This window comes from Alterluteimonas muca (assembly GCF_021191595.1).
Classification (GTDB): domain Bacteria; phylum Pseudomonadota; class Gammaproteobacteria; order Xanthomonadales; family Xanthomonadaceae; genus Luteimonas; species Luteimonas muca.
Window position 1 is genome coordinate 1 of record NZ_JAIWPS010000005.1, and the last position, 26,661, is coordinate 26,661.

The 26,661-nt window shown below is 64.0% G+C and carries 23 protein-coding genes; 1 reads left to right on the top strand and 22 read right to left on the bottom strand.

The window, feature by feature from the left end; all coding sequences use genetic code 11:
* Nucleotides 1-79 precede the first annotated feature (79 nt).
* The 21 genes from LDO11_RS08205 to LDO11_RS08305 all read right to left on the bottom strand — a co-directional run bounded on the left by LDO11_RS08205 (nucleotide 80) and on the right by LDO11_RS08305 (nucleotide 23,053).
* Nucleotides 80-982: a site-specific integrase gene (locus LDO11_RS08205; protein ID WP_232141095.1), complete on the bottom strand. Its 903-nt coding sequence runs from the start codon at nucleotides 980-982 to the stop codon at nucleotides 80-82.
* A 138-nt stretch (nucleotides 983-1,120) separates the two neighbouring features.
* A complete protein-coding gene (ssb, locus tag LDO11_RS08210) occupies nucleotides 1,121-1,660 on the bottom strand; it encodes a single-stranded DNA-binding protein (RefSeq protein WP_232141096.1) in 540 nt (179 codons plus the stop codon).
* Between the two features lie 133 nt (nucleotides 1,661-1,793).
* Nucleotides 1,794-2,747: a hypothetical protein gene (locus LDO11_RS08215; RefSeq protein ID WP_232141097.1), complete on the bottom strand. Its 954-nt coding sequence runs from the start codon at nucleotides 2,745-2,747 to the stop codon at nucleotides 1,794-1,796.
* A gap of 120 nt (nucleotides 2,748-2,867) precedes the next feature.
* Nucleotides 2,868-4,637 carry a single-stranded-DNA-specific exonuclease RecJ gene (locus LDO11_RS08220; RefSeq protein WP_232141098.1) on the bottom strand — a complete coding sequence of 590 codons (1,770 nt, stop codon included), beginning with the start codon at nucleotides 4,635-4,637 and terminating at the stop codon, nucleotides 2,868-2,870.
* A gap of 286 nt (nucleotides 4,638-4,923) precedes the next feature.
* Nucleotides 4,924-6,804 carry a UvrD-helicase domain-containing protein gene (locus LDO11_RS08225; protein ID WP_232141099.1) on the bottom strand — a complete coding sequence of 627 codons (1,881 nt, stop codon included), beginning with the start codon at nucleotides 6,802-6,804 and terminating at the stop codon, nucleotides 4,924-4,926.
* Between the two features lie 35 nt (nucleotides 6,805-6,839).
* Entirely contained in the window at nucleotides 6,840-7,154 is a 315-nt protein-coding gene (locus LDO11_RS08230; RefSeq protein ID WP_232141100.1) for a RusA family crossover junction endodeoxyribonuclease, read from the bottom strand.
* A 209-nt stretch (nucleotides 7,155-7,363) separates the two neighbouring features.
* Nucleotides 7,364-8,116, bottom strand: a complete 753-nt coding sequence (locus tag LDO11_RS08235; protein ID WP_232141101.1) for a hypothetical protein — start codon at nucleotides 8,114-8,116, stop codon at nucleotides 7,364-7,366.
* A 7-nt stretch (nucleotides 8,117-8,123) separates the two neighbouring features.
* Entirely contained in the window at nucleotides 8,124-8,513 is a 390-nt protein-coding gene (locus LDO11_RS08240; protein WP_232141102.1) for a lytic transglycosylase domain-containing protein, read from the bottom strand.
* Between the two features lie 183 nt (nucleotides 8,514-8,696).
* Nucleotides 8,697-9,959, bottom strand: coding sequence for a recombination-associated protein RdgC (gene rdgC / locus LDO11_RS08245; protein WP_232141103.1), 1,263 nt, complete (start codon nucleotides 9,957-9,959; stop codon nucleotides 8,697-8,699).
* A gap of 2 nt (nucleotides 9,960-9,961) precedes the next feature.
* The gene (locus LDO11_RS08250) at nucleotides 9,962-11,053 is read right to left on the bottom strand and encodes an ATPase, T2SS/T4P/T4SS family (RefSeq protein WP_232141104.1); all 1,092 of its coding nucleotides are present in this window, start codon (nucleotides 11,051-11,053) and stop codon (nucleotides 9,962-9,964) included.
* A 7-nt stretch (nucleotides 11,054-11,060) separates the two neighbouring features.
* Entirely contained in the window at nucleotides 11,061-11,843 is a 783-nt protein-coding gene (locus LDO11_RS08255) for a lytic transglycosylase domain-containing protein (protein WP_232141105.1), read from the bottom strand.
* Nucleotides 11,844-12,394: 551 nt separating this feature from the next.
* Nucleotides 12,395-13,558 (bottom strand): hypothetical protein, encoded by a 1,164-nt coding sequence (locus LDO11_RS08260; RefSeq protein WP_232141106.1) that lies wholly within the window; start codon nucleotides 13,556-13,558, stop codon nucleotides 12,395-12,397.
* A 50-nt stretch (nucleotides 13,559-13,608) separates the two neighbouring features.
* Nucleotides 13,609-14,187 carry a type II secretion system protein gene (locus LDO11_RS08265; RefSeq protein ID WP_232141107.1) on the bottom strand — a complete coding sequence of 193 codons (579 nt, stop codon included), beginning with the start codon at nucleotides 14,185-14,187 and terminating at the stop codon, nucleotides 13,609-13,611.
* Nucleotides 14,188-14,232: 45 nt separating this feature from the next.
* Complete coding sequence (locus tag LDO11_RS08270; protein ID WP_232141108.1) at nucleotides 14,233-15,423, bottom strand: type II secretion system F family protein; 1,191 nt, start codon at nucleotides 15,421-15,423, stop codon at nucleotides 14,233-14,235.
* Complete coding sequence (locus tag LDO11_RS08275; RefSeq protein ID WP_232141109.1) at nucleotides 15,420-17,261, bottom strand: GspE/PulE family protein; 1,842 nt, start codon at nucleotides 17,259-17,261, stop codon at nucleotides 15,420-15,422. Before LDO11_RS08275 ends, LDO11_RS08270 begins: the two co-directional genes overlap by 4 nt.
* Nucleotides 17,258-18,526, bottom strand: coding sequence for a type 4b pilus protein PilO2 (gene pilO2, locus LDO11_RS08280; RefSeq protein ID WP_232141110.1), 1,269 nt, complete (start codon nucleotides 18,524-18,526; stop codon nucleotides 17,258-17,260). The genes LDO11_RS08275 and pilO2 overlap by 4 nt, the downstream gene beginning before the upstream one ends.
* Nucleotides 18,526-19,044 carry a hypothetical protein gene (locus LDO11_RS08285; protein WP_232141111.1) on the bottom strand — a complete coding sequence of 173 codons (519 nt, stop codon included), beginning with the start codon at nucleotides 19,042-19,044 and terminating at the stop codon, nucleotides 18,526-18,528. Before LDO11_RS08285 ends, pilO2 begins: the two co-directional genes overlap by 1 nt.
* A 4-nt stretch (nucleotides 19,045-19,048) precedes the next feature.
* On the bottom strand, nucleotides 19,049-20,716 hold the full coding sequence (locus tag LDO11_RS08290; RefSeq protein WP_232141112.1) for a secretin GspD/PilQ domain-containing protein: 1,668 nt from the start codon (nucleotides 20,714-20,716) through the stop codon (nucleotides 19,049-19,051).
* Entirely contained in the window at nucleotides 20,713-21,150 is a 438-nt protein-coding gene (locus tag LDO11_RS08295) for a TcpQ domain-containing protein (RefSeq protein WP_232141113.1), read from the bottom strand. Before LDO11_RS08295 ends, LDO11_RS08290 begins: the two co-directional genes overlap by 4 nt.
* A gap of 352 nt (nucleotides 21,151-21,502) precedes the next feature.
* A complete protein-coding gene (locus LDO11_RS08300; RefSeq protein ID WP_232141114.1) occupies nucleotides 21,503-21,934 on the bottom strand; it encodes a PD-(D/E)XK nuclease family protein in 432 nt (143 codons plus the stop codon).
* Between the two features lie 564 nt (nucleotides 21,935-22,498).
* Nucleotides 22,499-23,053, bottom strand: a complete 555-nt coding sequence (locus LDO11_RS08305) for a Cro/CI family transcriptional regulator (RefSeq protein ID WP_232141115.1) — start codon at nucleotides 23,051-23,053, stop codon at nucleotides 22,499-22,501.
* Nucleotides 23,054-23,164: 111 nt separating this feature from the next.
* On the opposite strand from LDO11_RS08305, the gene LDO11_RS08310 reads away from it, so the two are divergent.
* Nucleotides 23,165-23,995, top strand: coding sequence for a hypothetical protein (locus tag LDO11_RS08310; RefSeq protein WP_232141116.1), 831 nt, complete (start codon nucleotides 23,165-23,167; stop codon nucleotides 23,993-23,995).
* 352 nt (nucleotides 23,996-24,347) lie between these two features.
* Here LDO11_RS08310 and trfA read toward each other — a convergent pair whose 3' ends face one another.
* Complete coding sequence (trfA, locus tag LDO11_RS08315; RefSeq protein WP_232141117.1) at nucleotides 24,348-25,412, bottom strand: plasmid replication initiator TrfA; 1,065 nt, start codon at nucleotides 25,410-25,412, stop codon at nucleotides 24,348-24,350.
* Nucleotides 25,413-26,661: the final 1,249 nt, after the last annotated feature.

The following is a 26,661-nucleotide window of genomic DNA, read 5'->3' on the forward strand; positions in this document are numbered from 1 at the left end:
ACTACATCGAGATGTTCTACAACCCGGTTCGTCGGCATGGTTCCGCTGGCGATGTCTCACCGGTAGAGTTCGAAAGGCGCTACGCGCAAAGCGGCCGATGAGTGTCTATGAAAATCTGGGCGGTCCAGTCTGACAGCGGCATGGGTCGCTCTTTCGTCTTAGCCACCGGCTGGTGACGGCGGGAGTCGTGCTTGTCGTCGTGATTGCGACGGATCCAGACTAACGGCTCATGCCCCAAGTCGAATTGATCAAGGCGGAGGCTCAACAACTCCCCGCGTCGCATCCCGGTGTGTCGAAACAGCCCAAAAATGATGGCATTTCGGAGCTGGATGTCCGGGTTCCGGAATGGATTTCGCGGATCGCACTCGGCACCGATCGCCATGAAACGCTCGACTAACTCAGAGGGCGGCGAACTCGGGTCCGAATCCTCGTCCCTCTGCCTTATCACTCCACGTGGTCGGTGCTTGCGGATGGTTTTGCCCATCCGGCCAATTTCCTGCTCCGTCGTGCGTGAGCTCTGGTGCTGGGTGACGACCGACGCCGTGAATTCCAGATAGTCCGCAAAGGTACTCAATCGGTTGAAGTGCTGCTGGGCGCCAACGGCGGCCTGGGCCGAACTTGAGGCAACGTGTGACTCAAGGAAGCCCACTCCGACACGCTTCCTTTGCTTTGCCCCGTCTTTAACGGACTGCACATGTCGCATGTTGAGCTTCGCGAAATCTCGCAGCGAAACTACATCGGCGATAGTGAGAAACCGCCCGCGGCCAAACTCCGCAATCAAGTCCCGGCCATGGATTTGCTCCCAGCGCAGGAGAACGATCAGATCGGCAAGCTTGTTTCGGATGGTGTTGACAGCCGCCCCTGCATTACGTAGCTGCGAGGTGGTAAACAGAGTTGGATAGAACAGCGGTACGCCTTGCTCATCGTGGAGCAATGGAACTCGCTCACCACCTTCGAGCACATGGAGCGACAGGGTGGCCATTGCCTTTCTCAACTTTTTCTAAGTACGCATGACTATATCCGTATTTCTCAACCACGCAAGCACCCTCTAGAAACGGAAAAGCCCCGATCCACGGGGCTTTTCTGCTCTCTTTTCTCAACTGTTTCAACTAAGTGTTGTCTAGAACGGAATTCCATCGTCTCGCTCCAATGCATGCTCGTAGTTCTCGCGGCTCCTGTGCCCGCGGTTGCCATCCTCCGAACGGCTGGAACGCTGGGTGGTGTTCTGCCTGCTGTTGCTGCTACGGCCACCGCCGCTGTTGTTCGAACGGGTGTCGCGACGCTCGTCGTACTGTCGGTCGTCGTCGCTCCGCTCACGGCGTTCGCCGCCAGCCGCGTTGAACATGATCAATTCGTCGGCAACGATGTCCGTGTAGTAGCGATCGCCATCGTCGGTCGAGACCTTCTCGTAACGCAGCTTGCCCTCGATGAACACCTGGGAGCCTTTCTTGAGGTACTCGGCCGCGATCTCAGCGAGCTTCCCGAAGAACACCACACGGTGCCATTCAGTCCTCTCACGGGGATTGCCGTCGTTGTCCTTCCATTGCTCGGACGTCGCGACGCTGATACGGGTAACGGGCTTGTTCGCCTGGGTGTATTTGACGTCGGGATCGTTGCCGAGGTTGCCGATCAATTCGACGAAGTTGCGTGAGCGTGCCATCTGTTTCTCTCTAGTCAGTAAGGGTCTGCATCGGCTCCTGTGCGTCCGACGCGTTGTGTCGCTCAGGTCTGTAGGTGGTCGCTCTCCGGTGTGACTTGCTATCCGTTATAGGCAGGTGCGACGACGTCGAAAGTTACTCCGAAGCCTGCCTTAGCAACTTGGCAACGACCTCAGCCGATTTGTCCTTGGGCACGATGGCGAGGAGCGGAATCCGCCCCCTGGCATGCCGCATGACCGGCATTGCATCGACGTGCTCCCAGTCCTCGCCAACGACCATCCGGTTCGAGGATTCGAGCAGTTTGGACATGACGGTCCAGGCGTCCTCGACCTCGCGCTGCAAGGTGTCGAAATGGTCATCGCGCTGGCCCGCGACCGTATTGGCCGCATCGAGCCACATCGCGCACGCCTCCAGCGCCAACGCCTGCTGGGCACGGGCGGTCGCTGCACTGTCGGCCACGAGCTTCGGGATGCCGAACGGATCACCCGGCTGCACGCGGGTATTCGACCAGCCATGGAACTCGTCGGGCGGCAGGCTCGCCGTGGCGTAACGACCGGCCTGCAGCTGTACCAGGACAATGTCCCAAATGCGTGCAGACGCCTCATCCGGCCCGGTTGCGACACGAGCAAAGGACAGTGCACTGCGGAAGCACGTCAGTACGTCGACCACGGACGCCAGCGCAGCATGACGCGGATCGGTGATGGCCACCAGGCGCGTGCCTTCCGGCAGGCTGTCCACGTCCACGAAGCGATAGGGGGTGATCAGGCTGATCGGCTTGCCGGACTGCCCTGGATCGAACTCGATCTTTCCCCAGCCCGGAACCGGCTCATGAGGACGAACCACGACCGGCATGTCGAGGTAGCTGTCGAACACGAAGTCCGGCGGAAGCGTCTGCGGTGGGTAGTGCTTTGCGCTCTTGCCGTACCCGATGACGGCCGCGTCCTCGATGGACTCCAGCACCTCAGTGGCGTGGGTGTCGATGCGCGGGAGGCGAAGCCTCAGTTCCTTCACCGCTTCCATGCGTCCGAGGTGCCACGCCTCACCGGGGGTGATGACGGGCTGCCGGATTCCATCGTTCTTTCGTTTCATTGCGACTCTGGCGGTAGACCACGATCGATCCTATGCGAGTCCACCCGGCCGCCCCCGGCTCAACATCCACGCAAATCGGGTAGGTTGGCCTTCACAACTGGCCGCGACCGCCCTGGTCTCTCAGACAGGTCCTGCCTGTTCCATGTGCTGCACCTGGACCTCGCATGAGGTTCGGCCCCGGTATGTGTTGGCCGACAGAGTGAACACCACGCGCACCTGATCGCCGGGACGTGGCGACCACCCAATGTCGCCGGGCGAGAACCAGATGCCCTTGATGGTCTCCCCGTTGATCTGCAGCTGGACCTGGAGGTGCTTACCCTCCTCCCCAACCCGACGGTGGGACACCAGCGTGGCGTCTTGAGAGAACACCGGCGCGTCGAACTCACGGCCGTAGGGCTCGAGGACCGCAAGTTCCGCGAGCGTGGACAGGCTCGGCGGTCCGGGCAGCGAGCCGTCCGTCTGGATCTGGGGGCCAACCTCGACACCCTGCTCCAGGGCGACCTGAGCCCATAGGGCCTGGATGCGGGGGATATGTTCCTCGAGAGACGTCAGACCGCCCGCCCCCTCGTGTCCGCCGTATTTGAGAAGGATGCCCGGGGCCTGCGTGTCGATCCAAGCGAAGGCGTCGCGCACATGGAAGCCGGGCACGCCACGGGCAGAAGCGGTCACGACGCCGTGCTCGCCCTGCTTGGGGGAGATGCACATCGCCGGGCGGCCAACAGCGGCGGTCAGCCTGGACGCGACGACGCCGTGGATACCACTGTGCCCCTCCTCGAGCCACACGCAGACACCACGCGCGCCTGCGGCTACCTGGCGCACCGCCTCGTCGAGCGCGACATCACGCATCTTTCCTTCGATGCTCCGGCGCTCGTTGTTGGACGCATGGAGCTTCTCTGCATACACCAGCGCCTCATCGAGCGTGCCAGCGCGAAACAGGTAAAACCCCGGGAGCGCATCGTCCAGTCGTCCGCCTGCGTTGACCATCGGGCCGAACGACCAACCCAACGTCTCGGACGTGATCGGGCCGGTGACACCCCTGACCTGCGACATCGCAGCCCAGCACGGATCGGGCCGCGTGTTGATCAAGTGCAGTCCGTGCTGGACGATCAAACGGTTGTTCCTGCTTCGAGCGAAGCTCACGCAGTCCGCAGTCGTCCCCAGGGCGACGAATGGAAGCAGGAAGCCCAGCTTCGGCGCGTTCTCCGTCAGATGCCCGCAGCGAATCAGCTCACGGCGCACATGCGCCATGACGAGCCACGCGACGTGGCAGCCGGCTATGCACTTGTCGGGGAATTGAGAGTCGTCGCGACACGGATTCACGCACGCCACGGCGCTCGGCGGCCCCGCGCCATCAATGCCGTGGTGGTCGGTTACCACCGTCTGGATACCGGCCGCGGCGAGCCGCCCGATCCTCGGCTCGTCCTGTGACCCCTGGTCGGCGGTGATCATCACGCCGGCGGCGTGGCCATCGGCAAGGATGCGATCGACAACACCATCCGACACGCCGTAGCCCTCGCGCATCCGGTGAGAGCTGTAGCAGTGGATCCTCGCAGGATCGACCCGCATGACGTCCGCCAGTGCGCCGTAGATGACCATGAGGGACGAGAGTCCGTCCGCGTCGTGGTCCACGCAAATGAGGATCGGCTCTTGGCAGATGACCGCCTGTGCGATGCGTCTGGCCGCAATGTCGATGTCAGGAAGAAGATCAGGCGGATCGAGCTGTCGAAGGGAGGGTCGCACGACGTTCTCGAACGACTCGGCCATCGAGTCAGGCAAGCGCCTGGCGATAATCGACGCCTGCAGCGGGGTGTAGCCTCGTGCGAGCGCCGCCGCGTGTACGGCGCAGGACGATGGCCGGACAACGATGCGCCGGGGCTCGACGACGCTCATGGGTGCGCTGGTTGTTTCGCTGCTCATAGACCTATTAAAGCAGTGGCGCCTGGTCCAGATAGTTACGCGCCGTTCGTGGCGCGCGCACAAAAAAACAGCCCCGCCTAGGGGAGCGGGGCTGTCGGCCAGTGGGGGGTCACCGGCTGGGGCGCAGTCGAAGAAGAGACTGCTGGGGCTGTCAGCGAGGGGGCGCCGACGGGAGAAACTTTACCGATCAGCGCGCCTCATGTCCGTTCCCAACCATGGCGAAAATCGCAGAGGTTGCAGCATCGGGATTGAGTCCACTTCAAGCATCAACGATCGCGTCGTCCATCATGGACACGACAACCGCTTCGGGTGGGACGTCGAGCTGTGCGCTCCCAACCTTGACCGTTACGCGCATGTGGTTGCGTCCCAGTTCCGTCACCTCTCCAGCAGCCTGGAACAGGATGTACCCCGACGCGCGGACGATGACCTCGGTGCCCATCGGATGCGGGGAGACAGTGACAACACCCTCCTTGATCATCGGATGTTGCCAGTCACCTTCGCGCAGGCCGAAGCGGGGCGCGACATCCACGGCGACGAGCTGCACGCGGGGCTCATCGAGCACCGCGAAGGGATCCTCCTTGCTGACGTCGGCGACCGGCTTGGCGGACGTGACGTCGGGCTTCGGGACGTTGTTCCAGGCACGCGCCATGGACGATGTGACGGCCTCGCACTCCATCATGTCGAGGTGCCGGCGCGCTCTCGTACATGCGACGTAGAGCAGGTTGCCTTCCTCGGGTGACCACCCGTGCACTTCAGGATTGCCGTCCGGCCCCTTTGGGACAAAGTCGTCGGTCAGCCGCACGCTGCTGAACTCCGCACCTTTCGCCTTGTGGGCAGTGGAGAACACGGTCTTGCACGTCTCGACCTGCAGCTCGTTGCCGCGCAGTTGGCCAAGCCGACCCGACAGTTCCCTCGTGCCGTAGGTGTTCACCAGCTGCACGAGCATGCGCAGGTGCGAATACGCTTCCATGTCGGACGCTGCCACCACGTCGCCCCAGCTGTCGAACTCCGCGAGGTCGGGCACGGCTGTCGAGTCGCCTCGCTGCAGTTGCGCAACACCGTCAACGAGTTCGATCAGTTCCCCCACCCCGCCCATCACCGCGAACCGCTCACCAGCTTTCGCACGGTCCATGCTTCCGAATACCTCGCCGATCAGCGTGGCGTTCTTGCGAGCGAGTACGCAGGCAGGGTCGGGCATTGGGCCGATGGTTCCGGGTTGCTCGAGGTCACCCTCCAGCAGCACCGACGAATTACATTGGTCAATGAGCACTGCGTTCGAGATTGCGGCGATCTCAGGCCCGAACCGGAAGGAGCGCGTGAGATGCGTGCGATGCACCACCGGGAAGCTGTCCATCGCGTTCACAGCATGGCGGAAGCCGTAGATGGCTTGACGTCGGTCGCCTACGATCACCAGCTGCGCGTGCTCCTGCTCCTGCAGCACACGCACGACAACTGGGTTAGCGTCCTGCGCTTCATCATAGAGCACCGTAGAAAAACGCAGGTGCGGCCGACTCAGCGCCCACTCCTTGAGATAGATGTCGTGCGTAACCGGCACTCGCTCTCCGGGCGTCACGGCACGCTGCCACACCTCCGCCGCGAACGCCGCGAGGACGCGTGCCAGCGAACCTGCATTGGCGTGGTCGTTACGGCACAGTCGGATCGCAACGGGTAGCGCGTGATGTAGCTGAACATCGTCATCTGCGCTATGGCAGTACGCGGCCAACGTCTGGATCACTCCGTATGCACCACCCAACACCCGCACGTATGGTGCGAACGTGCTGTCGCCCCAGCCCATCAGGTGTGCAAGTTCGCTTGCCTTGAGCCCGCGCTTGTCGAGCCGGCCTTCGTTGGCATAGCGGGTGCCCACGCCCCATGCAAGGCCGTGATTCGTGGCCACACGACAGGTCTTTGGAAACCGTGCCTTGGCGTCGCTCACTGCCTTCGCGCCGAACGTCGTGTAGAGGATCTTCCCACCGCGCGGCGAACCGCATTCGACGAGCTGTCGCAATGTCGTGGTCTTGCCGGTACCGGCAAGCGCTTCAATGGCCAGGCTCTCGCCCGTACGAAAGCACTCGATGGCCTGCGCCTGCTCAAGCGTCGGAGTGGGTGTTGAACTCAGCATGGGACGACGGATGCTCACCTTCTAAGGATTGCCGATGAGCGGCCGCCCGAAAATTACACGACGCGCAGGATGCGCACTGAACCCTTTCGGCCCCACACCTTGGTCGCTGCGATGTCGTGCAGCCGCTCGTCTCGCGGCACCAGGGCGTCCTCAACGGCCTTGACCAGGTTCGATGTGTCCGGGCGGACGAGGTGTGGCTTACCGTCCATCTCGGACTTCAGTTCCTCGCTCCAGCTGGCCGGCATCGGCAACACGAACTCCAGCCTGTAGCGAGACGGCAGCTTCGCGCCCCTGAGCTGCAGCTCGTCGACGTAGGCCCGGTACCTAAGGACACACGGACGCTTGTTCCATCGGTCCGACCGGGTCATCCGCGGCTTGGGAACGGGAACGATGTCGACATGCTGGACATGTGGAACCGCCAAGTCGGCAGTTGCGACTTCGGCGATCTCGCGAACCCGACGATCAGACCGCTCCGAGACAGTCTCCGGACGAACGACGCGCAGATGGGAAATGTCGGGGCTGGTTGCAGCTACTCGAGTGGGCTGCTGGTCTGCCCACTTCGCCCATGCCCTCCGGCTCACCGCGCCAGCTCCACCCGATTGATGCCGAATTTCTGCTGCGCGTTCGACAGGAGCATGTTGAGCATCACCACCGCGTCCGGCCCGAGCCTGAGCTGCTTGCCAAGACCCCGCAGGTGGTAATCGCTCTGGTCCCGGGCAGCCTCCTCCGAGCTCACGAAATTGGCCGCGAGGATGTTCATAACGTGCTGCTGGTGGGCGGCGATCTGTCTGCCGTCGGCATCGTAGAAGTACTGCCAGGCAGCCCAGCGCACGCCCGGCTTCGCGCCGCGGCCCATCTTCTGGTTGACCATCTCGATTCTCGAGACCGTCCCACCGACCCGCCGGTCGATGAGGTCATAGAGGTCGGCGAGGTCGGGATAGCGTGTGTACTCGAGGCCCGCGATCTGGCGGGCGTCCATGGTGGTGCGCTCAGATGCCTCGTCCGGGGGCGTGAATGCCCAGCCTCCGAGATCGTTGATCTCGCTCAGCGCATGGGCAAGGTCCAGCACGCGATGCGCCTGGTCACCGGTGATGCCGGTGTACTTCTCCATCCGACCCATCGCCAGCTCCCGCTGGCTGGTGCGCGGCGACATGATCAGATGCCGCTCGGCCTGCGCCGGGAAATCGAGGACCAGGTGCCGGCGGCTGGCTCCGTCGCTGGTGACCCTGTAATGCGTCCGGATCGCGTAGACACCCTTCGGCTCGAGGTGGACTTTGAGTTCGGCCAGGATGTCGTGGAGATCGGTCGGTAGAACAGCTTCAGAATCCATGATGGCTCTATCTCGTGGCGACGCCCCCTTCGCGGCGAAGACGGCTGATGCGGCGGTCAATCGCGTTGACGATCAGACCAAGGTACCGCCGCTGATGATGCGCGGTCGGGGAGTGGTAGTGGGCCAGGGCCTTGGTCAGGTCGCGGTGCCTGTTGAGCTCCTGGGCGAAGATCCACGCTGCCACCGACACGTTCATGCACAAGTTGTTGAGCACCATGTCCTCGGTGATTCCCCTCTGCGCCAGCCGGGGAAGCCACCACGAGTTGATCTGCATGGGGCCGATGTCATACGTCCCGTTCGAGTTCGGGGTGGTCTTTCCGACCGTGCCTGCCTCGACATCAAGGATCACCCACAGGGCAAGCTCCGGCACGCTGAAGCGGGCAGCAGCGTCGCGCATGCAGACCGCCGTGGCTTCGCTGTCAGAGGAGAGCCGTGCAGCGTCCACCCCGGACGACGCAACGAGTAGAGCGAGAGTGAGCAGTAGGCGGTACATGCGGCAGGCATCCAGAAGACCGACGCCATTCTCGAATCGCCCCAGGCTCCAACTGCGCCGCAACCGCGGCTCTGGGGCGTCAGGTTGCTACTCGCGTGCGACCATCACCTTGCAACCGTGATCGATCGCCAAGGCGCGCATGTCCTGGATGACCTGCTCATCGGAGGCCGTGCAGACCAGGGCGGTTGCGGCACAGGGCCAGGCGAGCTCGTCCCCCCACGCCGCCAATTCGACCTGGATGCCATTGTCAGCGGCCCAGGAGTAGACGGCGCGGTAGGAATCCGCCGGTCGCTTGAGGATGACGATCCCATCCGGCGGGTGGCGGGACGCGAGCCTGTCGAGGATGGCGTGCACGACGTCGGCAGGAGCTTCGACCGAGGGAACGACGAGGGGCACGAACCCTGGCGCCGCGGCGCTCGGACTGTCCAGAGGTGCGGCTTCCGTTTCGACGGGGCCAATGCTCTCTTCCTCGGACGGCGACTCCAGATCCTCTCCGCCCGGGTCCAAGGCGTCCAGCTCATATCCCAGGTGGCCACCCAACTCCCGAACAAAGGCTGGCAGCTTTTCCATGATCTCTGGCCAGTGCAGCACGGCCGTCCTCGGCTTCATCTTGCAACCGGGAGGACCGATCTTCTTGGCCTCGCCCTTTTCGCTGATCTCGAATACGAGCTCGTCGCGCCAGACCAGGCTCAGGCGCTTGACTCGCTCCCCAGCGTCCAGGTGCTTGCGCACGACCTCTCCCTTGAGGTCCTGGCCAATGATGGTGGTTCGCGATCCATCACTGACTTCAAAGACCACGTCCTCTCCCAAGGCGATGCCGTCCGGCGTCTCTTTGGAGATCCATTCGGTGAGTGTGCCGGCCACTTCAATGCTCGGAGACATCGGAATGCAGACGAAGGACCCCAGCGCATTGCGCACTGACGTCAGCAGCGCCTCCATGCCCAACTTGGTCTGCCCGAACACGTACAGCAGGCTGGTTTTCGCGCAGAAGACGGCGGGTGTTCGAGTTTCCCTGATGGCCGCGTGCGGCAGCATCCGCTGCTCGATTTCGCACCACAGTTTATCGGCGTCGCCACCCGCCGCCGCCCTTTCCGGATTCGCGTTCTTGAACTTGATGACCTCTCGATCGACTGCCTCTGAGGGCAGCATCCGTTCCGCCAGCGATCCCACGAAGGCGTAGTAGTCGTGCATCTGGTCGACGAACAGCTCTTCCTCACCGAGCGGCGTGAAGCCGTACGTCTTGCGTTCCCCGCCCACCGGGTCCACCAGAGGGAATGACGAGAACGCTTTGACCCATTCGGTGGTGTCCGCATTCTCGACGCGAAAGACCGACAAAGCATTGATCCACATGCTCAGGCTCCCGCGACGACGTCGCCGCCCACATGGGCGCTACCGGGCACCCCGGCTTGCGCGCGAATCGCCTGACGCAGTGCCGATACGCTCCCGCTGCGCACGGCGTCAGCAACCGGCGTGTCCGGTTCCTCCGACCAGGCGAACTCACCCTCGATCTCCGCCGCGGACCAGCCCGTCCCCTTCAGGGTCCACACCAGGCGTTGGTGGAAGATTCCGCGGAGGACTTCTGCCAACAGCTCGCGAATGCTGATCTCGGTCATGCCGTCCAGGCGCGTACAGCACAGCATCACCATGCGGCGCAACGCAGCCTCAATGCTTCGACCATGGATGGTCGCCACCACGAGGTGTCCATTTGCAGCCGCCTTGAGTGCTTCGACGGCGGCCGACCCGTCCATGATCTCGCCGATGAAAAGGATCGTGGTGCCGCCCACGACCGGGAATTGGCGCAGGGAATTGAGCATCGCGTGCCCGTAGGAGTCATAGCCCGGCGAGTCGGACATCTCGATTGGCCGCTGGATGCAAAGACCCTTCTGGCCCCAGACACCCTGCAGCGGCAGTTCAATTGGATCCTCGAACGTGTTGGCCATTCCGCCGAAACGGCTCAGGCGACTCGCAACCAGGCTGGATGCCGTCGTGGTCTTCCCTTGTCCTTGGGGCGCGGCGATCAGCAGAAGCCCTCCCCCGAACAAGGTGTCGCTCAGCATCATCCCCCGCCATGTGGCTGGCATCTGCAGCTCGTTGAGCATCGGCACGGAGGCCGGCAGGACGCGGAGCTGGATGTCCCGGCCGGTGGCACTTTGTCCGCACTGGGCGCGGTAGCTGCGGCCGTCGTGTTCGACACGGAATCGGGTCGCGCCCTTCTGCAGTTCAATGTCCACCGCCTCGACCACGCGAAACAGGTGGTCCATGACCTCCCTGCTCTCGGGCACGAACAGGCGGCGTGCGTGCGGTGTACCGGTGAAGGCGATCGCCGCATCCATGCCGATGGCGGCTTTGCCATGCGTGTCTGCGTGCAGTGGCAGGTAGATGTCACGGATCAGCTCGAGCTCGTGGGCACCGATGGGCTTCAGGTTGGCGACGTCTTCCAGCATGGGATCCTCAGAGGTGAGACCGGACACGCGCGAGATAGGCGTTGTGGAGGTGCGGGGTTCTGGAGTGGTAGTTGCCGACCCCGCGCCACACATCCTTGACGCGCTCTATCTCCACGCGGAGGCGGTATGCGGCGACATGGACGTTGAGGCACACGTCGTCGGCGAGCATCTGTTCGCTGATCCCGAACTTCCGCAGCTCGGGTAGGTGGATCGTGTTGATCTGGCCTGGTCCCAGGTCATAGCTTCCGTTCGAGTTGCGCTTCCGGAGCCCTTGCCACCCTCCTTCGGTGCGCAAGACCGCCCGGAAGATCGCGTTTGGAAGCTGGTAGGCACCGGCAGCCGCATCAACGCAAGCCTCGCCCCTCGCATCGAGACGCGGCAATCTCGGGCCTTGCCGCGGTCCGGGGGAAACCGCAACGGTCATCAGGGGTGACCCGCCATGCGACGGTTGAGTGCTTGCGGCGCCCGCTGAGCTCTCACGGAGAGCCTTTGCTTCGACCAGGACTGCAATAGAGGCGCCCAGGCAATCATCCGTGGAGATGGCCTGGCGAACCGTGGACGAGATGCCGGCATCTTCCAGCTCTGCGAGGCTCAGGCTGAATCGGCCGATTGCGCTTGCAGCCGACTTGGCGGAATTCCGGGCCAGGAGCCTGTCAAGCACCAGTTGTGGGTCGACGCTGTAGTGGTTTGCGGCAGTCGCGATGCACGCGACAACGTCGCCGGTGAACTCGGGTGGTAGGTCCATCCGCTGCGGCACAAAAGAAGATGCCGACGAGGTTATCGTCGGCATCGTTGGATCGGATTGCGCAACCTAGCGGCAAATCGTCTGGGTTGGGTCTTATGGGCAAACGATATGGTTCCCGCCTGGACAATGCCATCCACCTGCCGTCGGCGGGCACGGCGGATTGAGCAGCCACGGGTGATCGTCCGGCAGGCCGCAATGGTTCACCGGACTGGGCGCCGGTACTGGCGGCGGAGTGGTCCCGCCACCGGCGGGTGGTGCCGGCTCGGGTGGCTGGGGACATCCCTGCCCCCGCGGGTTTGCATCGCAGAAGTACGGACAGCCAAAGGCGTGGGGGTCAAGCTCACACTTGCTGGGCAAGGTCACGCGGCTCTCGGGAAAATGCACTCCTCCCGATGCCCCACTGAAGGTCGAATCTCGCGCACCTCCACGCGCAGGCGCGACATCCTGCCACTTCTTCGGGTCATCGAGCTCCGCGGTAGGGTCGATGCTCCGGTTCTGAGAGTGAACTTGCCAGGCGGGGATGGCAATCAGTGCAGCGAGCAGCATCGCGACGAGTCCATGCTGGATTTTCATTAGCGCTCCTTGGTTGGTGTTCTTCAGCGGCAACGGCGCATCACGAGGATGCGCGCTGCGCTCGCATTGACGGACTGCAGACTGCGACGCAGGACGATGTCGTTCGCTTGGCGGACCAGGTCGAAGCGCATGCCCTGCACCATCGGACGAACAAGCCAGTAACTGCCCCCGTCCATGACGTCGACACGCGACTCGTAGAGGGCGTCCGCGACGTAGCCGTACTGGTTCGGCGTACCGGTGCTCTGGAGTGCAGCGTAGATCCCGGGGTTGTTGCCGGCCTGGGCGCAGTTCGGCTTCGGGATCTGGTATTCGTTGCCGCCCGAATAGATCTGCGCGTCATAGATGCCTTCGGACGCGTGCTTGCCAATCGACGTCAGCAGTAGCTCGTTGGCCACGACGCCATCCTGGAAATCGGCGATTCCCTGCTTGACCGTGAGGCCGCTGTCGACCTGCACCCGTCCTTCCACCCGCACGTCACCCTGGAAGCGGCCATCGAGCGCGTTGGCTATCGATCGGTTCCCCATGTCCAGGTTGGCCAGCATCTTGTTCGTGCCGTCCGTGCGCAGAAAGATGTCATGGCTTGGTGCGTTGTTCACCACCACGACCACGCGGCCTGAGTTGGCGCCGGGGTCCGAGGTGACCGCCACGTTGTGTGGACTGTTCGCGGTTTCGGGCACGTTCGCGAAGGCGTTGAAGAACGTGCCGTTGTTGGGGTTTGACTGCTGCGACTTGGCCGACTGCACCACGTGCTCAGCGAGCAGGATGGCGCGCTTGTTGGTCGCCCCCGCGCTCCTCGATCCATCGAAGCGAGGCACCACGAAGTGCGTGCGTGCCTCGATCTCGTTGGTGAGTGCGTTGCGGGAGAACGTCGTCCGGTACCCGTTCGTCCCTGTGGCGAACCTGCCCCCGGCAAAGCCACACGGGACGTAGCCTTCCACACGGTTCGTGGGAAGGCCGCCGCAGGTCGGCGCCTTCAGCCAGTTGACGCCATGCTGTGCGCCGGCGGGGAGCAGCGCCGGCTCGGCCTGGGCGTCTGCAATGAGCCCTCGCAGGCCGATGACGAACTGTCCGAGCTGCTCGCCTTCCGCCCTAGCGGTCGACACCATCTGCCGGCGGTCCTCGAAGCGGATGAACCCGATCAGGACTGCGGCGATGATGGCGATCGCGAACGCGGACGCGATCAGCATCGCGCCGCGTTGCGAGCGTGGACCCACCCACCGACGTGCCCTCATGTGGATCAGCGGCCCTGGCCCAGCACGATGCTGCTCACGACGCCGTTGCTACCCGCACAATTCGCGAGGTCGGCCACCGTGATCTCCGGGTCATTTGACCCCGTGCCCATGTTCTTCACGACCGTCGATCCAATGGTCACGCGCGAGAAGTTCGGTGCAACGGCCATCACGAAGTCACCGCAGGACTTCGCCGGGAAGTCGCTGAAGGTGAACGCAAAGCCGTCGTTAGCCACGCCGTTGATGTTCGCCGCGGCCACCGTCATGGGCGTCGAGAAGCCGGTCTCGAGTGTGTTGGCTGCCGTGACCAGTTCTTCCGGCGGAATACCAAGCTGGATGAAGGTCGTGGTCGTGAGTCCCGCGAAGTTGCCCTGCTCGCTGAACTTGGTACGGAGGTCGTTGCCCATCATCGTGGTGGACTGCGCGAGCGAGCTTACCTGCCGCTTTGCGTTGACTGTCCCGACGACCTTGAAGATGCCCCAGAGCACACCTGCTGCAATGGCCAACGAAATCGCCAGCTCGATGAGCCCGATTCCCTTCTGGTTCCTGCGACCGATGCGGCCTCGATTCATGACGACTGCGTTCATTACTGTGTTGCTCCTACGTGGTGGTGGTGTTGCGCGGGGCGCCCATCAGCCCTTTGTGGCGTTCTGGACAGAGGTCTGTGCTTCCATCGCGATCTCGCCGATAGCGAACACGGTGGACAGGATGAAAGCGGCTAGAAGCAGCATGGAAATGACGTTCATGACGTTGGCCATGGTCTTGACGGAATTCAGCACGCTGCGCATTGCGGACTCGGCGATGGCACGCAGGACCTTCTTGAAGTCGTCCTGCATGGCGTAGACGCGCAGTTCGTCCTCGAGCTCCCAGCTGAGCATTCCGATCTGCAGCGATTCCGCATCGGAGTTGCCGTCGTTGAGCCGCCGGAGTGCCCGCTGCGCGTGCGTCTTTAGCCACGGGTCGCTGTTGGACCTGACGCTGTTGAGGGATTCGCGGAACTGTCGTCCCGACTCCAGCATCGCGCTCGCCGACAGCAGCATCGTTGCCGACTGAAGCTTTCCGTACAGCGTGTAGGGCGCGATGCTGTGATCAAGCACCCGGCGAATCCCGTCAGGCCTCCAGCGTGGGAGGCTGACAGCCACGACCACGCCCACGACGACCAGGAACAGCGCGAAGACCGGCCCGTACTGCAGGAACGCGTTGCCGAAGGAGAAGTAGGCCGGTGCGATCATCAGCTTGTCGAAGATGTCGTCGCTGACCAGCCCCTTCACCTCGCTCAGGACAGTCCCGAGGATGTAGGCCATCATCCCGACCAGCACGCCCATGCGTACAAGCAGGCCCAGGACCGCGCTCCAGATGGCCTTGGAGAGGTCAGCCTTGAGCGTCAGGAGGGTGTCGAGCTCGTCGAGGGACGTAACAAGGCGGTCGGTTGCCTCGCCCGTGCGCAGCAGCTCGCCTTCCTCGCGGGGGATCCACCGCGACAGTGCATCGGCGACCTGCTTACCCTCATCCATGTCGGCAAGCGTCTGCTCGAGGATGAAGATGCGTCCCTTGAGCCCGCGCTTGCCCGAGGACAGCACGTTGCTGATCCGGTCGGCGATACCCGGCAGCCCAGGGCGGACCTCGAGGCGCTTCTTGCCCACCTCGACGATCCGGTTGATCGTGCCGTACGGCGGCTGGCCCTGTTTGACGAAGTCTCGGATCTGGCGGTACAGGGTCAGGCGCTTCGGCACGCCAAACGACTTCTTGGCGACAAAGTCCTCGATGGACATGCCACCGAGCACCCGGTCCTGGAGGTCCGTGATGGCCGAGATCGCGTTCATTCCAGGCCCTCGTAGAGAGCCTCATCGAGGTAATGGAATTCGCTCTCGACATCCTCGGGCGACACCAGACCCTGCGACATCTTGGCGAGGGCATGCTCGAACGCCGTGCGGCCCACCATGAGCTGGGGATCATCCTGTCGGATGGTCTTTCGCCACAGCTTCCAGAGGGCGCGGGAGTCACCAGTGGCGACCGCATTGAGCATGTCGGGTGTAGGGCGCAGGATCTCGGCGCAGACGGTCCGGCCCACCGCACCGCGTTGGCGGCAGGCGTCGCACCCCCCCTCGGCCCGGAAGTAGATGCTGTCGAGATTCCCCCGGGTCACGCGGCGCACGCGGTCGATCAGATCGTCGCCCACGCGGGCGCGGCTGTTGTGCACGTTGGCGAACGGTACCCGGCACTCCTGGCACAGGAGAGGGACGAGCTTCTGGTACACCAAGCCCGCGATGAGATTCACCGAGGCGAGGTCCAGGCGGTTGATGCCCATGCCGACCAGGCGGTCGTAGCAGATGGGCGCGCCGTCCGCGTGGATGGTGGACACGCACAGGTGGCCCGAGCGCACTGCCTGGATGGCAAGTTCCGCGGTGTCGCCGTCGCGGATCTCGCCCACCATGATGATGTCCGGATCGGCGCGCATCAGCTGCCGCAGCATGATGAGGAAGTCGCTGCGATCCCCTGAGATGCGGGTGACCGGGTGCTGGTCGACACCTGGAATCACGAACTCCACCGGCTCTTCAACAGAGCGGATCTTCTTACCCGGCCGGTCCTCCGCGACCTTGCGCAGCAGGTTGGCCATCGACGTGGACTTGCCCGACCCCGTCGTACCGGCGAACAGGATCAAGCCGGCGGTCTTTGCGAACATGCGCTCGAGTGCATGCGCCTGGTCAGCCGAATAACCCAGCTGCTCTGGACTCTGACGGCGCGTCGTCACCCCGATGGGGATGATGCGAAGCGTCACCGAAAAGCCGGATGGCGCCTTGGGCATGTTCGAGAAGCGGAAGCGGTACAGACCCTGGCGAAGGGAGCGCTCGATGGAGGCGTCGAGGGGCTTGTTGTGGTTGAAGCCGTCCTTGACCGAGGAAGATTCCGTCAGGGTGTTGTAGATCGAGGCGCACAGCTCGAGGGCGTGCTTCGCGGTGAGTTCGCGGAAATGCTCGAGTTCGCCATCCACGCGCACACGGATGTCGGCGGTGTTTCCGGTCGATGCGATGTGGATGTCCGACGCCTTCAGGTCGATGGCCCGCTCGCAGATCTCGTCGAATTCGGCGTGCAGGTCCGCGGTGTCGCCGCCTGCCCGGTTCGCCGACTTCTTGCCGCGACCGGTCCACTCGCCGTAGGCGTTGGCCACGATCTCGCGTTCGACCGAAATGGTGCCGGCATGGTGGTGACCAGCTGCGAGGACCAGGACCACCGCGGCCGCAACCTCGTGCTGCGGGGCGTCGTGGGCGTGGACAACGAAACAGCGGAGGACGCCGTTTGCGGTCGGCTCCTTGTCATTGGCGATGACCGCTACGCGCTGGGCGCGCATCGAGCAGCCAAGGGGCCCGCCCTCGTCATTGAGGATCGTGGTCCACTCAGGAAGCTCGACGAGGCGGACGACCGGCAACGGGGCGCCATCGAGGATCGCAGCCTCGTGGAGATCCGCCCAACTCACCTTCCCCTTGAGCACCTCGAGCGGGCTGTCGGTCACCCCGGCAACCGTGCGAGCCCACTGGGCCACCTCAGGCGTAATGATCCCGCGCTCGGTGAGCCACGACAGGCCTACGGCGCCCGGAAGGTCGACGTCCACCACGTGTTCGGCGCCTGGCGCCACGGCCTGGGTCATGTCATCAAGGCTCACGACACCGCTCCGTTGATACGGACCCATTCGATCCGCCAGCCCGCGGTCGACTCATCACCCTGGTTCATCAGCAGCGCGACCGGCACGAACCCGGCATCGCCCATCACCTCGACCTGGGCCCCCACGGTGGAGGCGCTGGCACGGTTGCTGTTGTTGGTGACGATCAACTCGCGCGTCATCGGCCGTACCAGGACCGGCCGGGGCCCGACGTCGATTTCGGAAATGCTGAAGCCGGGCTCCACCTTGACCTGAGGCACGCGCACGCGAAGCAGCCCGTGGAGATCCACGAGGTCCATCGGATGCCGGACGGGGTCGAGGATCTCCTCTGCGCTCCAGATGCGCGGGGAACTCTCGCGCTCGATCGAGATGTTCACCTGCTCCTGGCCTTGGACCAGCCTGACGCGATGGGCGCCGAAGCGTTCCTTGAGTCCTTCGAACGAATAGACGCTTGCCTGCTTGGCGATCTCATACACGCCCGTGCACATGGCCGGCTCGCACGCCACCTTCGTCAGCGACCACCCTTCCACCAGGGACGGGAAGTTCGTCTCGGCCATCCGATAGGCGTCCAGAATCCATGCCGGGTCCTGGTCCAGAGCCGGGATGGACGCGGTCACGCTGGAGGCGTACGCCTGGCGCTCCTGCTCAGCCAGCACTGCTGCGGACGATCCCTTGGGCTTCTGGTCCGCGAACGTGGTCCACGCGCCGTAGCCGATCCCGGCGACGACGGCCGCCAGCACCAGGCCACCCACCAGGTTGTTGCTCGCGCTTGAGACGCGCATGCCGGGGAGCTTCCGGCCCTTTGCCGGGAGAACGTCGATCGAAAAGGACTCGTTGCCGACCGCCTCGATGTTCGAGCGGATCGGGACGTTGACGTTGCGCGCGATCTGCGTCGCAGCTGTCGTCGCCCGAGCCGTGGGCAGCACGGATTCCGCCCCTTCCGGGGTCGAGAGCACCTTGCCCTGGTGCACGATGCACAACCACGCGTGCCCGTCATCCAGGTCGTAGAGGTAGACACCGTCCTGCCCGAGAGCCAGTACGGCCGCGACCAAGCTGACCGGGTTCGCGGCTTTCTTCTTGCCCACAAACGGTTCGACATCGGTCGTGTAGCCGACGGGCTGGCGATGGCGCCGCTTGCCCATGGCCTGAAACACACAGCGCTGCGCACCGACCAGGTCGCGCAGGTGTGCCTGCGGGTCACCGCCATCCGTCTCGGTCCACTTCAGACCAAGGACGTAGCTGACCTTGCCGTGGTCGATGATGCGCATCAGGGGTCGAGCCTGTAGGTCTTCACGCGGTCGCGGTCTTGCAGCTCGATCTCGCCGGCCCGGATTGCCTTGATCGTCATGCCGGCGGTGAGCACCTCGCCTTCGCGCACGGTGCGTGCATGCGACCCATGACGAATCTCGGCTCGGAGGGCGCCCGGCGTCCCCCAGGTCGAAAGCAGGCGGATCGAGGGCACATCGCTCGGGGCAGAAGAGGCCTGAACCAGATCGACCGGACGATCCACTTCACGATGAGGCGCCGGCGCATTCGTCTCGGTCAGCTTCGCCTGCCGCTCCGCGACCTCGAGCTCGAGTTCGAGCAGCCGAATCTGCTGGATCAGGGAAGACTCCTTCGATGCGAAGGCGCGCTCTTCGTCCGTCAAACCCCTCACGGCGCGGTCCGCCGCCGGCGGAGACCCATCGCCAAGGACCGGCGCGGGCATGGGGAGCGCTTCGTTGGAATGAGCGACGGGCACGAGCAGTGCTGCGCCCATGACGATGGCAAGGAAAGGGAATTTCATGCGGTCAGATCCTGCTGCGCGCCGCCGAGACGACGGGGGTGATCGCGATCACGAGCAGCTGTTGGCCATTGGCGACCGTGCGCTCGCCACCCAGGCCCCACATGCGGCCGAACGGGCTACTCGTCGTGTTCTGGGTGTCCTGCTGCTGGAAGCCGGTGAGCACCAGCGTCTCGCCCGAGTTGAGCCACGCCTCGTTGGCGAACTCGTTGGCCGAGACCTGTGGGAGCTGGATCGACATCTCCCCGCTCGACTCACGCTCCATGGAATCCAGCGTGGACAGCGAGACCATCACTCGCATCAGCATCCGCTTGCCGTCGTCCTGGACGTGCGGCAGGAGGTACATGTTCAGGCCCGTCTCGACCGACCCTGGGGTCAAGCCTGCACCGGTATTCACCGCTGAGCCGCCGCCGGTCGCGTAGGTCGGGACCGTCTCGGCCAGATAGCTGTTGCGTCGCACGAACTTCACGGGCGCGGCGCGGTTGTTTGTGGTCATCACCCAGGTCGATTGCATGACCGATGTGCGGCCAAGCGTCGACAAGGCATCGAAGAACACCTGCGATCCGCCGTAGCGATTGGGCACGCCATTGCGGTCAACTTCCGGCACGCGGATCACGGCGCTCGAGGCGCGCTCCATGACCACGTCCGGGCGGACGTTGGACCAGCCGATGTTGTACTGCGAGCTGTTGATCAGCCTCTGGAAGACGCCGTCCCACGACACCCCGCGGAAGTCGCGGTCGTTGACGTTCACGCGGTAGAGCGTGACCTCGATATCGACCTGACGGCTCAGCGTGTCGTTGAGCGTGTTGAGGTAGTCGCGCACCACGCGCATGCGGTCCGGCCGATCTCTCACCATGACCATGCCGGCGGCCTGATTGACCTGGAACGCACCGTCAGCACTGACGAGCTTGGCGACGGTCTGCTCGATATCGGCCCACAGCGATTCCGGCGTCTCGTGCGTGGCCTCGGTGTCGGCGAGCTTCAGCGAAGACGCCCCGCCCTCGGAGGTGCTCTGGTTTCCGCCAAGCTCGAACCGGGTCTTGCCGGTGCCCTGGACGGCGGCGATGCGGAAAGCTTCGGACTCGAACCGGTAGAACTCGACGACCGACCCCGCCGGATTCCAGCGCCAGTGCGAATTGGTCTGCTCTGCGACCTGCTCGAACAGGCCTCGGAGCGTTCCGTTGTAGTTGATGCGGAAGGACGGAGCCTGTCCCTGCCCTGCCCCGCCTGGCAGCGTGACTGTCGAATCCAGCATGGGCAGCGAGATGCCGCTCACCATGAGGGGCGAGCCGCTCGGCTGCTGTCCAGGCGCTGCGTAGGTGACGTTGGCCAGCTCTTCCTGGTATCGGACCTTCACACCGGTCATCGACTCGACGCGTTGTGCGAAGACGTGCAGCGACATGTCGCTCGACGCACTGCTGAAGTTCACGACCCGCGAGAACGCGAGTGGATCGCGGCGAGCGACCGGGATCGGGTTGACGTCCACGTACGGGGCGTCGGTGACCACTGGCCCGGCGACCGGCTGGCGGGCCGAGCGATTGCGGATCAGGTCCTGAGCGGACTGATCCTGTTCGGTGAAGTTGCGGCCGGCATCACGACGGATTTCGCCGGACACGCATCCAGTCAGTGCCAGGGTGACGCCCATCGCGAGCGTCATGACAGCCAGTCGATTCATTGAGGATCCCTCACGTCCATCGGCTGGATCGCGACGACGTTGTTGCCTTTGTGGAAGTGCGGCACCGCGCTCTGCATGCCACCGCGGCGCTGGTACGTCTGGACCACCCAGGTGACCGCTTCGATGAGATCCATGGCGGGAATGGGCAGCTCGCTGTCGAGCATGTAGTCCTCATCGATCAGCCAACGCAGCGTCCAGCCGCGCGACATCACGAAGCGCTCCAGCCCTTCCGACAGCCGGACGCCTGCCGGGATGCTGGTGGCTTGGAAGCGCGGTGTTTCGACGGCAGGCGCCGACGGTGAAACCGGTGCCAGCGCGACGGTCGCCGGCGATGGGACCGCAGGTCCGGACGACTTCTCCTGCTGAGGGAGCATCGGAGAGAGAACAACGGCGGCAGGAGCTGACCTGGCAGCGACGGCAGTCGGCGGCGCCATCGTCGGAGCCTGCATTGGCCTCGGTACGGGAGCAGGCGCGACCGGATTCGGTTCGGGGGCACGGGGGGGAGAGGCCACCGGCTCAGGTGCCGGGGGTGCGACCTCTGTTCCAATCTTGGCGATCGCTTCCGGCCCCATCGGACGGATGCTCTGCGCGTGCGCCAAGGGGAGGCACACGATCGCGAGCAGGGTGGTGGAAGAAAGGATCAGCCTCACAGGACTCTCTGATGGCGAGTTGCGGCCATGCTAGGTCCGGGCCATCGCCCATCAGGGGCGCAACCCCTTCGGAAAACTGCGTGGTTGCGGTGTTGCCCGTTCCAGGATCTCAGGGGCCTGCAACGACTTAAGCGGATCACCGTCCACGCTGGGCCTTGCACGGGCGCACGAACACGCAGCTTGCGCACTTGCGGTGGCCCGGCCGCGCGAGTGGTCGCCCCTTTCGATCCCTTAGTGCGTGATAGCGGTCAACCAACCTGTCGATGGCCGCGTCATCGAGAAGGTCATAACGAAAGTAGCGCCCTACCCCGCCGGCGAGTGCAACGCGCAGGTATCCGTGACGGGCGACGGCTGACCCGTACACAGATCGCAGCGCAGTCGCCTGCGCCGACAGCTGCACAACGTCACCTGGCGTGAGGTAGAGGCGGTTTTTGGTCTCGACGGGCACAAGCTGTCCGGCAGTCGTCTGGAAGACCTGGTCGACCTTGGCGTAAAGGGGCTTGGCTCCTCTCCGGCGAAAGGTCGTCTCGCTGATAACCAGGCGGCCTCCCCGGATCTCGGGGGGCATGGCGCTGCGTTCGCTATCGAGACGGCTGAGCGTGAAAGGCGCCTGGATCGGAGGCGAACGGTGCGCCGTTAGCGCCTGCCTCCCGAGTTGGCTCGTTCCTGGGTCGCTCCCCGCTCGGACGGCGGATGGTGGCTGATGACGAACGGACACGTCGGATGTCCTCGCTTCCCGACGAGTTGTGGCCATGACCACGGCAAGACACCTCGCCGTGGTCGGGGCGATCAGAAGGGGCAGCAGAACAAAAATTAGGGCCAGCTCGAGGGGCACAGGAGCGATCTCACGATTTGAGACGTTCCCTTGGGCATAGCACGCGGCGTCGTGGCTGAAAGATAGGGCGTCGGGGTCCAAGCGCAGTGGGGAAATTCCTACAGCCCCTTCCGGAGTTCGCTGATGGCCGGTGGCACCGCATTCGCCCGAATCTTCATGTGCCAGCGCCGCGGCACTTGATGCAGGACACCGGCGGACCACGCGCACCGCTTCCCCGGCAGTGATCCGTCCCCGCCGCCTGCTTCAAAGTCCTCCACCCCGCGGGCGCCACAAGGAGAGTGGCGCCGCTGGCACCCTTCAGTGCGGCGCCTGGACGTAGCCGCGCGTCTTCACCACAGCTTCGAACACCCGGTTCGGTGGCAGTACTCCGCCCCACCCGCTCCTGACGGTGCCTACGCTCACGCCGAACGCGGTGGCAACGGCTTCCACGGAGCCGAAGTAGGCCTCCAGGTGCTCGACGCGGATTTGTTCGCCTTGGTTGGCCCCCGCCCAGCGCGCTGGCTCGCCGATGGCGAGCTCGAGGTCGATCAGCTTCGCGAGGCGGAAGAGGATCCAGCTCTCGTCCACCGCCAGGTCAGTGGGCGCCGGTCGGCGCCCCTCGGCGATCGCACGCAGTTCGGTAGCACCGAGGCGCCCCGAATCTTCTGCCCTACCTTGCCCGCGCTTCGGCGGCCGCGTCTCTGACCCGACGATTCCAAGCCTGTCCTTGAGGGCGTCAATGATCTTGCTGGCCCCTTCGACGGTGATCGGCTCATCGAGCTGCAGCTGCGCCTTCACTTCGCTCAGGGAGGCGCCTGCCCGCCGGGTGAGGCTTTCGATGTAGTCGAGCTGTGCGGCTGTCGGTTCGGACATGACGGTTCCCCCGGTTAGGTGCATTTTCCGGTGCGGATACTCGGGAACGCGGCTTCAACCCCCCGCTACATGCTGCGGGGTTGGAGATTTCGTTGTTAGGATGTTCTAACAATGAAGACTCCCCGTCGCCGCCACCAGGCTATTCCTCGGACCGCTCTTTCGCCGCACGACGTGCTCAATTTGCCGAACGGGCGCACCCCGAACCCCGATGCGGCCTTCCCGCGATGCCTCGTTGTCGACCAGCTGACGCCTGCGACGTTGCTGATAGGCCGCAGCCGGCTGGCTCAGCACCTGCGCTTCTCACCCCAAGCCGCGATCAACTGCTACCGGGTACGACCAGATAGCGAGGACGACCGGGAGGCGATCGCGGCGCTGGATGGGTGGGTGACCCTCGCCGAGTACGGGGAAGGCTTGGCGGCACTTCATCGAAGTGGCATGCCCCTCGAGCAGATGCGTGAAGTCGTCTACGGGGCTGGCCACAAGCCGGACTTGAGCCGGACGATCAAACTCGTCCGAGAGTCGCCCGCCTTGTTCGCGATGGCAGATGGCTCCCGTGGCCGGATCAGGCTCAGCCATATCCTCGCGACACGCTTTGCGCCGCCTGCTGAGCGCGAAGAGCTACTGGGCAGGTGCTTGGCTCGCCGCGTTTCCGTTCGGTCGCTGGAGAACATGGCGCGCTCAGGGGATCGGGGCCAGGTCGACGCCAGTCTGGAGACCCGGCTTTCGTTATCGCTGGGGACGCACGTCGAGGTTCGGCACAACGGATCGGCCGGCGAGGTCACAGTGGACTGGTACAGCGCCGGGGATCTCCAGGGGCTGCTACGCCGACTGGGTGAAGGCACGTCGGAGTCTACGAACACCCGCAGGCGCTCCGTACGGATCGCTTTCGATGACACCGAAGAATTCCAGGCCATCTTCGGGCACATGTTGGGTGATCTCTAAGCGCGCAGCAGCTCCTGCTTTGGGCTCTGCTGTATGTATCAACGGCGCGCAGCGCCAGAGTTACCTAAAGAAGCCTAAGATCTCTAGACCGACGAGTTCCCTGGCTAATTCAATAAGTTACGTGTCCCTATCGTGCTTGGAGTACGAGCTTGCGAGTGCCCGGTACGTGCTCCCTGCATAGGAGTACGTGGTCGCTACGTAGGGTTACGTGCCGACAACGCTCAAGTCCGAGGCTATCCGCTGGAGTACGAGGTTTGACCCTATTGGAGCCACCGGCCTGCGATAAGTGATTGATGTGTAAGGAGCTCAAATCCGGGAGACCGCAAAAGCTCGTACTCCAGCGGATATGGCCTCACGCGAGGGCTGGCGCGTCGGTCTTGACGACCGACACAAGCCCGGCCGCATTTAGCGTCCAAGATGCCAAGAAGCCGGCCTGCATGAGCTCGTCGAGAGCGGTTCGCACAGCATGTGCGGCTTTCGCCTTATCTGCCTGGGAAGGACCAACCTCGAGTCCACAGATCTGGACCAACGTCTCGACCTTCATCGGGTACGGCTTGGCGTGCGACGCGTAGAACACGTGCAGTCGCTTGCTCACCGCGCTGCGGAGGGTGTGCCGGGTGTCCCAGATGATGCGAGTCAACAGATTGGGCGTCAGAAGCGAGCAAAGCTTCGGATCGAACTGGATTACCCACTGCTGGTGTCCACTGCCCTTGGCTTCTTCCCGATAGTACGAAGGGATCAGGTAGCCAGAGTACGTTCGTGACACGCCACCCTGGAAGTTCACCACTAGCTCAAGTTGGGTCTTGTGAAGCCGCTGAAGCCGCTCCTGGATCGATTGGATGTTCTTACCGGCTGGGCTCAGGCCCATCGTCGTTGCCAGTTCAGCCATCGATAGTTGAACCTCATCGCCGATGGGGTAGTTCCGCAGAAGATGCAACGCGGCGAGGAATACGTCCTCGTCTAGATGGTTCAGCGCGGGGCCCGTCTGTCGGACCTGCATGTTCGCTTGGGAGTAGATGACCGCATCGGACAGCTGCGGGCGGGCCTTCCCGCGCCAAGCGTTAGCTGTGAACAGTGCTACACGGGCGAAGTCGGCCGGCAGCGCCCTCTCCGGGTCGGGCCACAGAGCCGTCAGCCTCTTGGGCACCCCATCGACCTTGGGTGTACTTGGGGCCTTCGCGGGCTTCGCCTCACTTGGCGAGCCGACCTTGACCCGAATTGCCGGGTAATCTGAGCAGACCTTCGTCACCGCGTGCCAGCAAGATGTCTTCACTTCATCCTGCACAAATACGTTTGGTGCCCAGAGGGTGATCTCTCGTGAACCACTGACGGAGACCCGCAATGGGGCGATCCACTGCTGAAAGGAGTCCTCAGCGAGATGCTCGCGGATCCGGGCCTTGAAGGTCTGCTCGTCCATTTGGGAAGTGTGCCATGACGCCCGGTTCTGCGTAATAGCATGATGCTAACATCCCCGTTGGGATGCGTTCAGGCAGGACCCACGGACGTCGTCGGCCCCTCCATCTCGTGCCCGGGTCCTCATCCGGGCGTGCGCAAGAACATCCGGCGACCGAAATTGCAAGTTAGACCGGGCTGAGTGGCGCGATTCCGGCGACGGGAATTGCAGATACCACCCGGGGGCGCAGCGCGTATTCCGGCGACCGGAATTTGAGGTGCCCCTGCCAGTGCGGCGCGATTCCGTGGACCGGGATTGCAGCGCGGATCTAGATGAGCCGCGCGATTCCGGCGACCGGAATTGCAGTTCACCCACCCAGGGCACCCGCGTTTCCGGCGACCGGAATTTCAGCTTGGACCCCGCGAGCCCCTGTATTCCGGGGACCGAACTTGCAGATCACCCGCCCAGGGCAGCCGTGATTCCGGCAACCGGAATGGCAGGTGCAATCCGCGTGTGTAGCGCCGATTCCGGCGACCGGAATTGCAGGTGCCGCCCTCGAGCGCAGCGCCGATTGCGGTGACCGGAGTTCCAGGAGCCCCCGTCAGGGCACCGCGATTCCGGCGACCGGAATTGCAGCTTGGACACAGCGAGCCGTGGGATTCCGGCGACCGGACTTGCAGATCACCCGCCTAGAGCAGCCTTGATTCCGGCGACCGGAATGGCGGGTGCAAGCCGCGTGTGGAGCGTCGATTCCTGTGACCGGAATTTCAGGAGCCCCCCCGCCAGGCACGGCGATTCCGGCGACCGGAAGTGCAGGTGCCGCCCTCGAGACCAGCGCCGAATCCGGTGACCGGAATTCCAGGAGCCCCCGTCAGGGCATCGTGATTCCGGCGGCCGGAATTGCAGCGTGGACCCAGCGAGCCGCGGGAATCCGGCGACCGGACTTGCAGGTGACGCCCTCGTGAGCAGCGCGGATGCCGGCGACCGTAATTACAGGTCACCCGCCCAGTGCAGCCGCGATTCCGGCAACCGGAACTGCAGGTGCCGCCCTCCAGATCAGCGCCGATTCCGGCGACCGGAATTGCAGGTCACCCGCCCAAGGCAGCCGCGATTCCGGCAGCCGGAATTGCAGGTGCCGCCCCCGAGAGCAGCGCCGATTCCGGTGACCGGAATTGCAGCTGCCACCCCGCAACTGCAGCGCGGATTCCGGTGGCCGGAATTGCAGGTGCCCCTGCCAGGACAGCGCGATTCCGTCAAACCGGAGTTGCAGCGT

Excerpts from the sequence above, each read along its gene's own strand:
- LDO11_RS08205 (WP_232141095.1), bottom strand. The coding sequence starts at position 982 with ATGGCCACCCTGTCGCTCCATGTGCTCGAAGGTGGTGAGCGAGTTCCA.
- ssb (WP_232141096.1), bottom strand. The coding sequence starts at position 1,660 with ATGGCACGCTCACGCAACTTCGTCGAATTGATCGGCAACCTCGGCAAC.
- LDO11_RS08215 (WP_232141097.1), bottom strand. The coding sequence starts at position 2,747 with ATGAAACGAAAGAACGATGGAATCCGGCAGCCCGTCATCACCCCCGGT.
- LDO11_RS08220 (WP_232141098.1), bottom strand. The coding sequence starts at position 4,637 with ATGAGCGTCGTCGAGCCCCGGCGCATCGTTGTCCGGCCATCGTCCTGC.
- LDO11_RS08230 (WP_232141100.1), bottom strand. The coding sequence starts at position 7,154 with ATGACCCGGTCGGACCGATGGAACAAGCGTCCGTGTGTCCTTAGGTAC.
- LDO11_RS08235 (WP_232141101.1), bottom strand. The coding sequence starts at position 8,116 with ATGGATTCTGAAGCTGTTCTACCGACCGATCTCCACGACATCCTGGCC.
- LDO11_RS08240 (WP_232141102.1), bottom strand. The coding sequence starts at position 8,513 with ATGCGCGACGCTGCTGCCCGCTTCAGCGTGCCGGAGCTTGCCCTGTGG.
- rdgC (WP_232141103.1), bottom strand. The coding sequence starts at position 9,959 with ATGTGGATCAATGCTTTGTCGGTCTTTCGCGTCGAGAATGCGGACACC.
- LDO11_RS08250 (WP_232141104.1), bottom strand. The coding sequence starts at position 11,053 with ATGCTGGAAGACGTCGCCAACCTGAAGCCCATCGGTGCCCACGAGCTC.
- LDO11_RS08255 (WP_232141105.1), bottom strand. The coding sequence starts at position 11,843 with ATGCCGACGATAACCTCGTCGGCATCTTCTTTTGTGCCGCAGCGGATG.
- LDO11_RS08260 (WP_232141106.1), bottom strand. The coding sequence starts at position 13,558 with ATGCTGATCGCGTCCGCGTTCGCGATCGCCATCATCGCCGCAGTCCTG.
- LDO11_RS08265 (WP_232141107.1), bottom strand. The coding sequence starts at position 14,187 with ATGAACGCAGTCGTCATGAATCGAGGCCGCATCGGTCGCAGGAACCAG.
- LDO11_RS08270 (WP_232141108.1), bottom strand. The coding sequence starts at position 15,423 with ATGAACGCGATCTCGGCCATCACGGACCTCCAGGACCGGGTGCTCGGT.
- pilO2 (WP_232141110.1), bottom strand. The coding sequence starts at position 18,526 with ATGCGCATCATCGACCACGGCAAGGTCAGCTACGTCCTTGGTCTGAAG.
- LDO11_RS08285 (WP_232141111.1), bottom strand. The coding sequence starts at position 19,044 with ATGAAATTCCCTTTCCTTGCCATCGTCATGGGCGCAGCACTGCTCGTG.
- LDO11_RS08290 (WP_232141112.1), bottom strand. The coding sequence starts at position 20,716 with ATGAATCGACTGGCTGTCATGACGCTCGCGATGGGCGTCACCCTGGCA.
- LDO11_RS08295 (WP_232141113.1), bottom strand. The coding sequence starts at position 21,150 with ATGGCGCCGCCGACTGCCGTCGCTGCCAGGTCAGCTCCTGCCGCCGTT.
- LDO11_RS08300 (WP_232141114.1), bottom strand. The coding sequence starts at position 21,934 with ATGCCCCCCGAGATCCGGGGAGGCCGCCTGGTTATCAGCGAGACGACC.
- LDO11_RS08305 (WP_232141115.1), bottom strand. The coding sequence starts at position 23,053 with ATGTCCGAACCGACAGCCGCACAGCTCGACTACATCGAAAGCCTCACC.
- LDO11_RS08310 (WP_232141116.1), top strand. The coding sequence starts at position 23,165 with ATGAAGACTCCCCGTCGCCGCCACCAGGCTATTCCTCGGACCGCTCTT.
- trfA (WP_232141117.1), bottom strand. The coding sequence starts at position 25,412 with ATGGACGAGCAGACCTTCAAGGCCCGGATCCGCGAGCATCTCGCTGAG.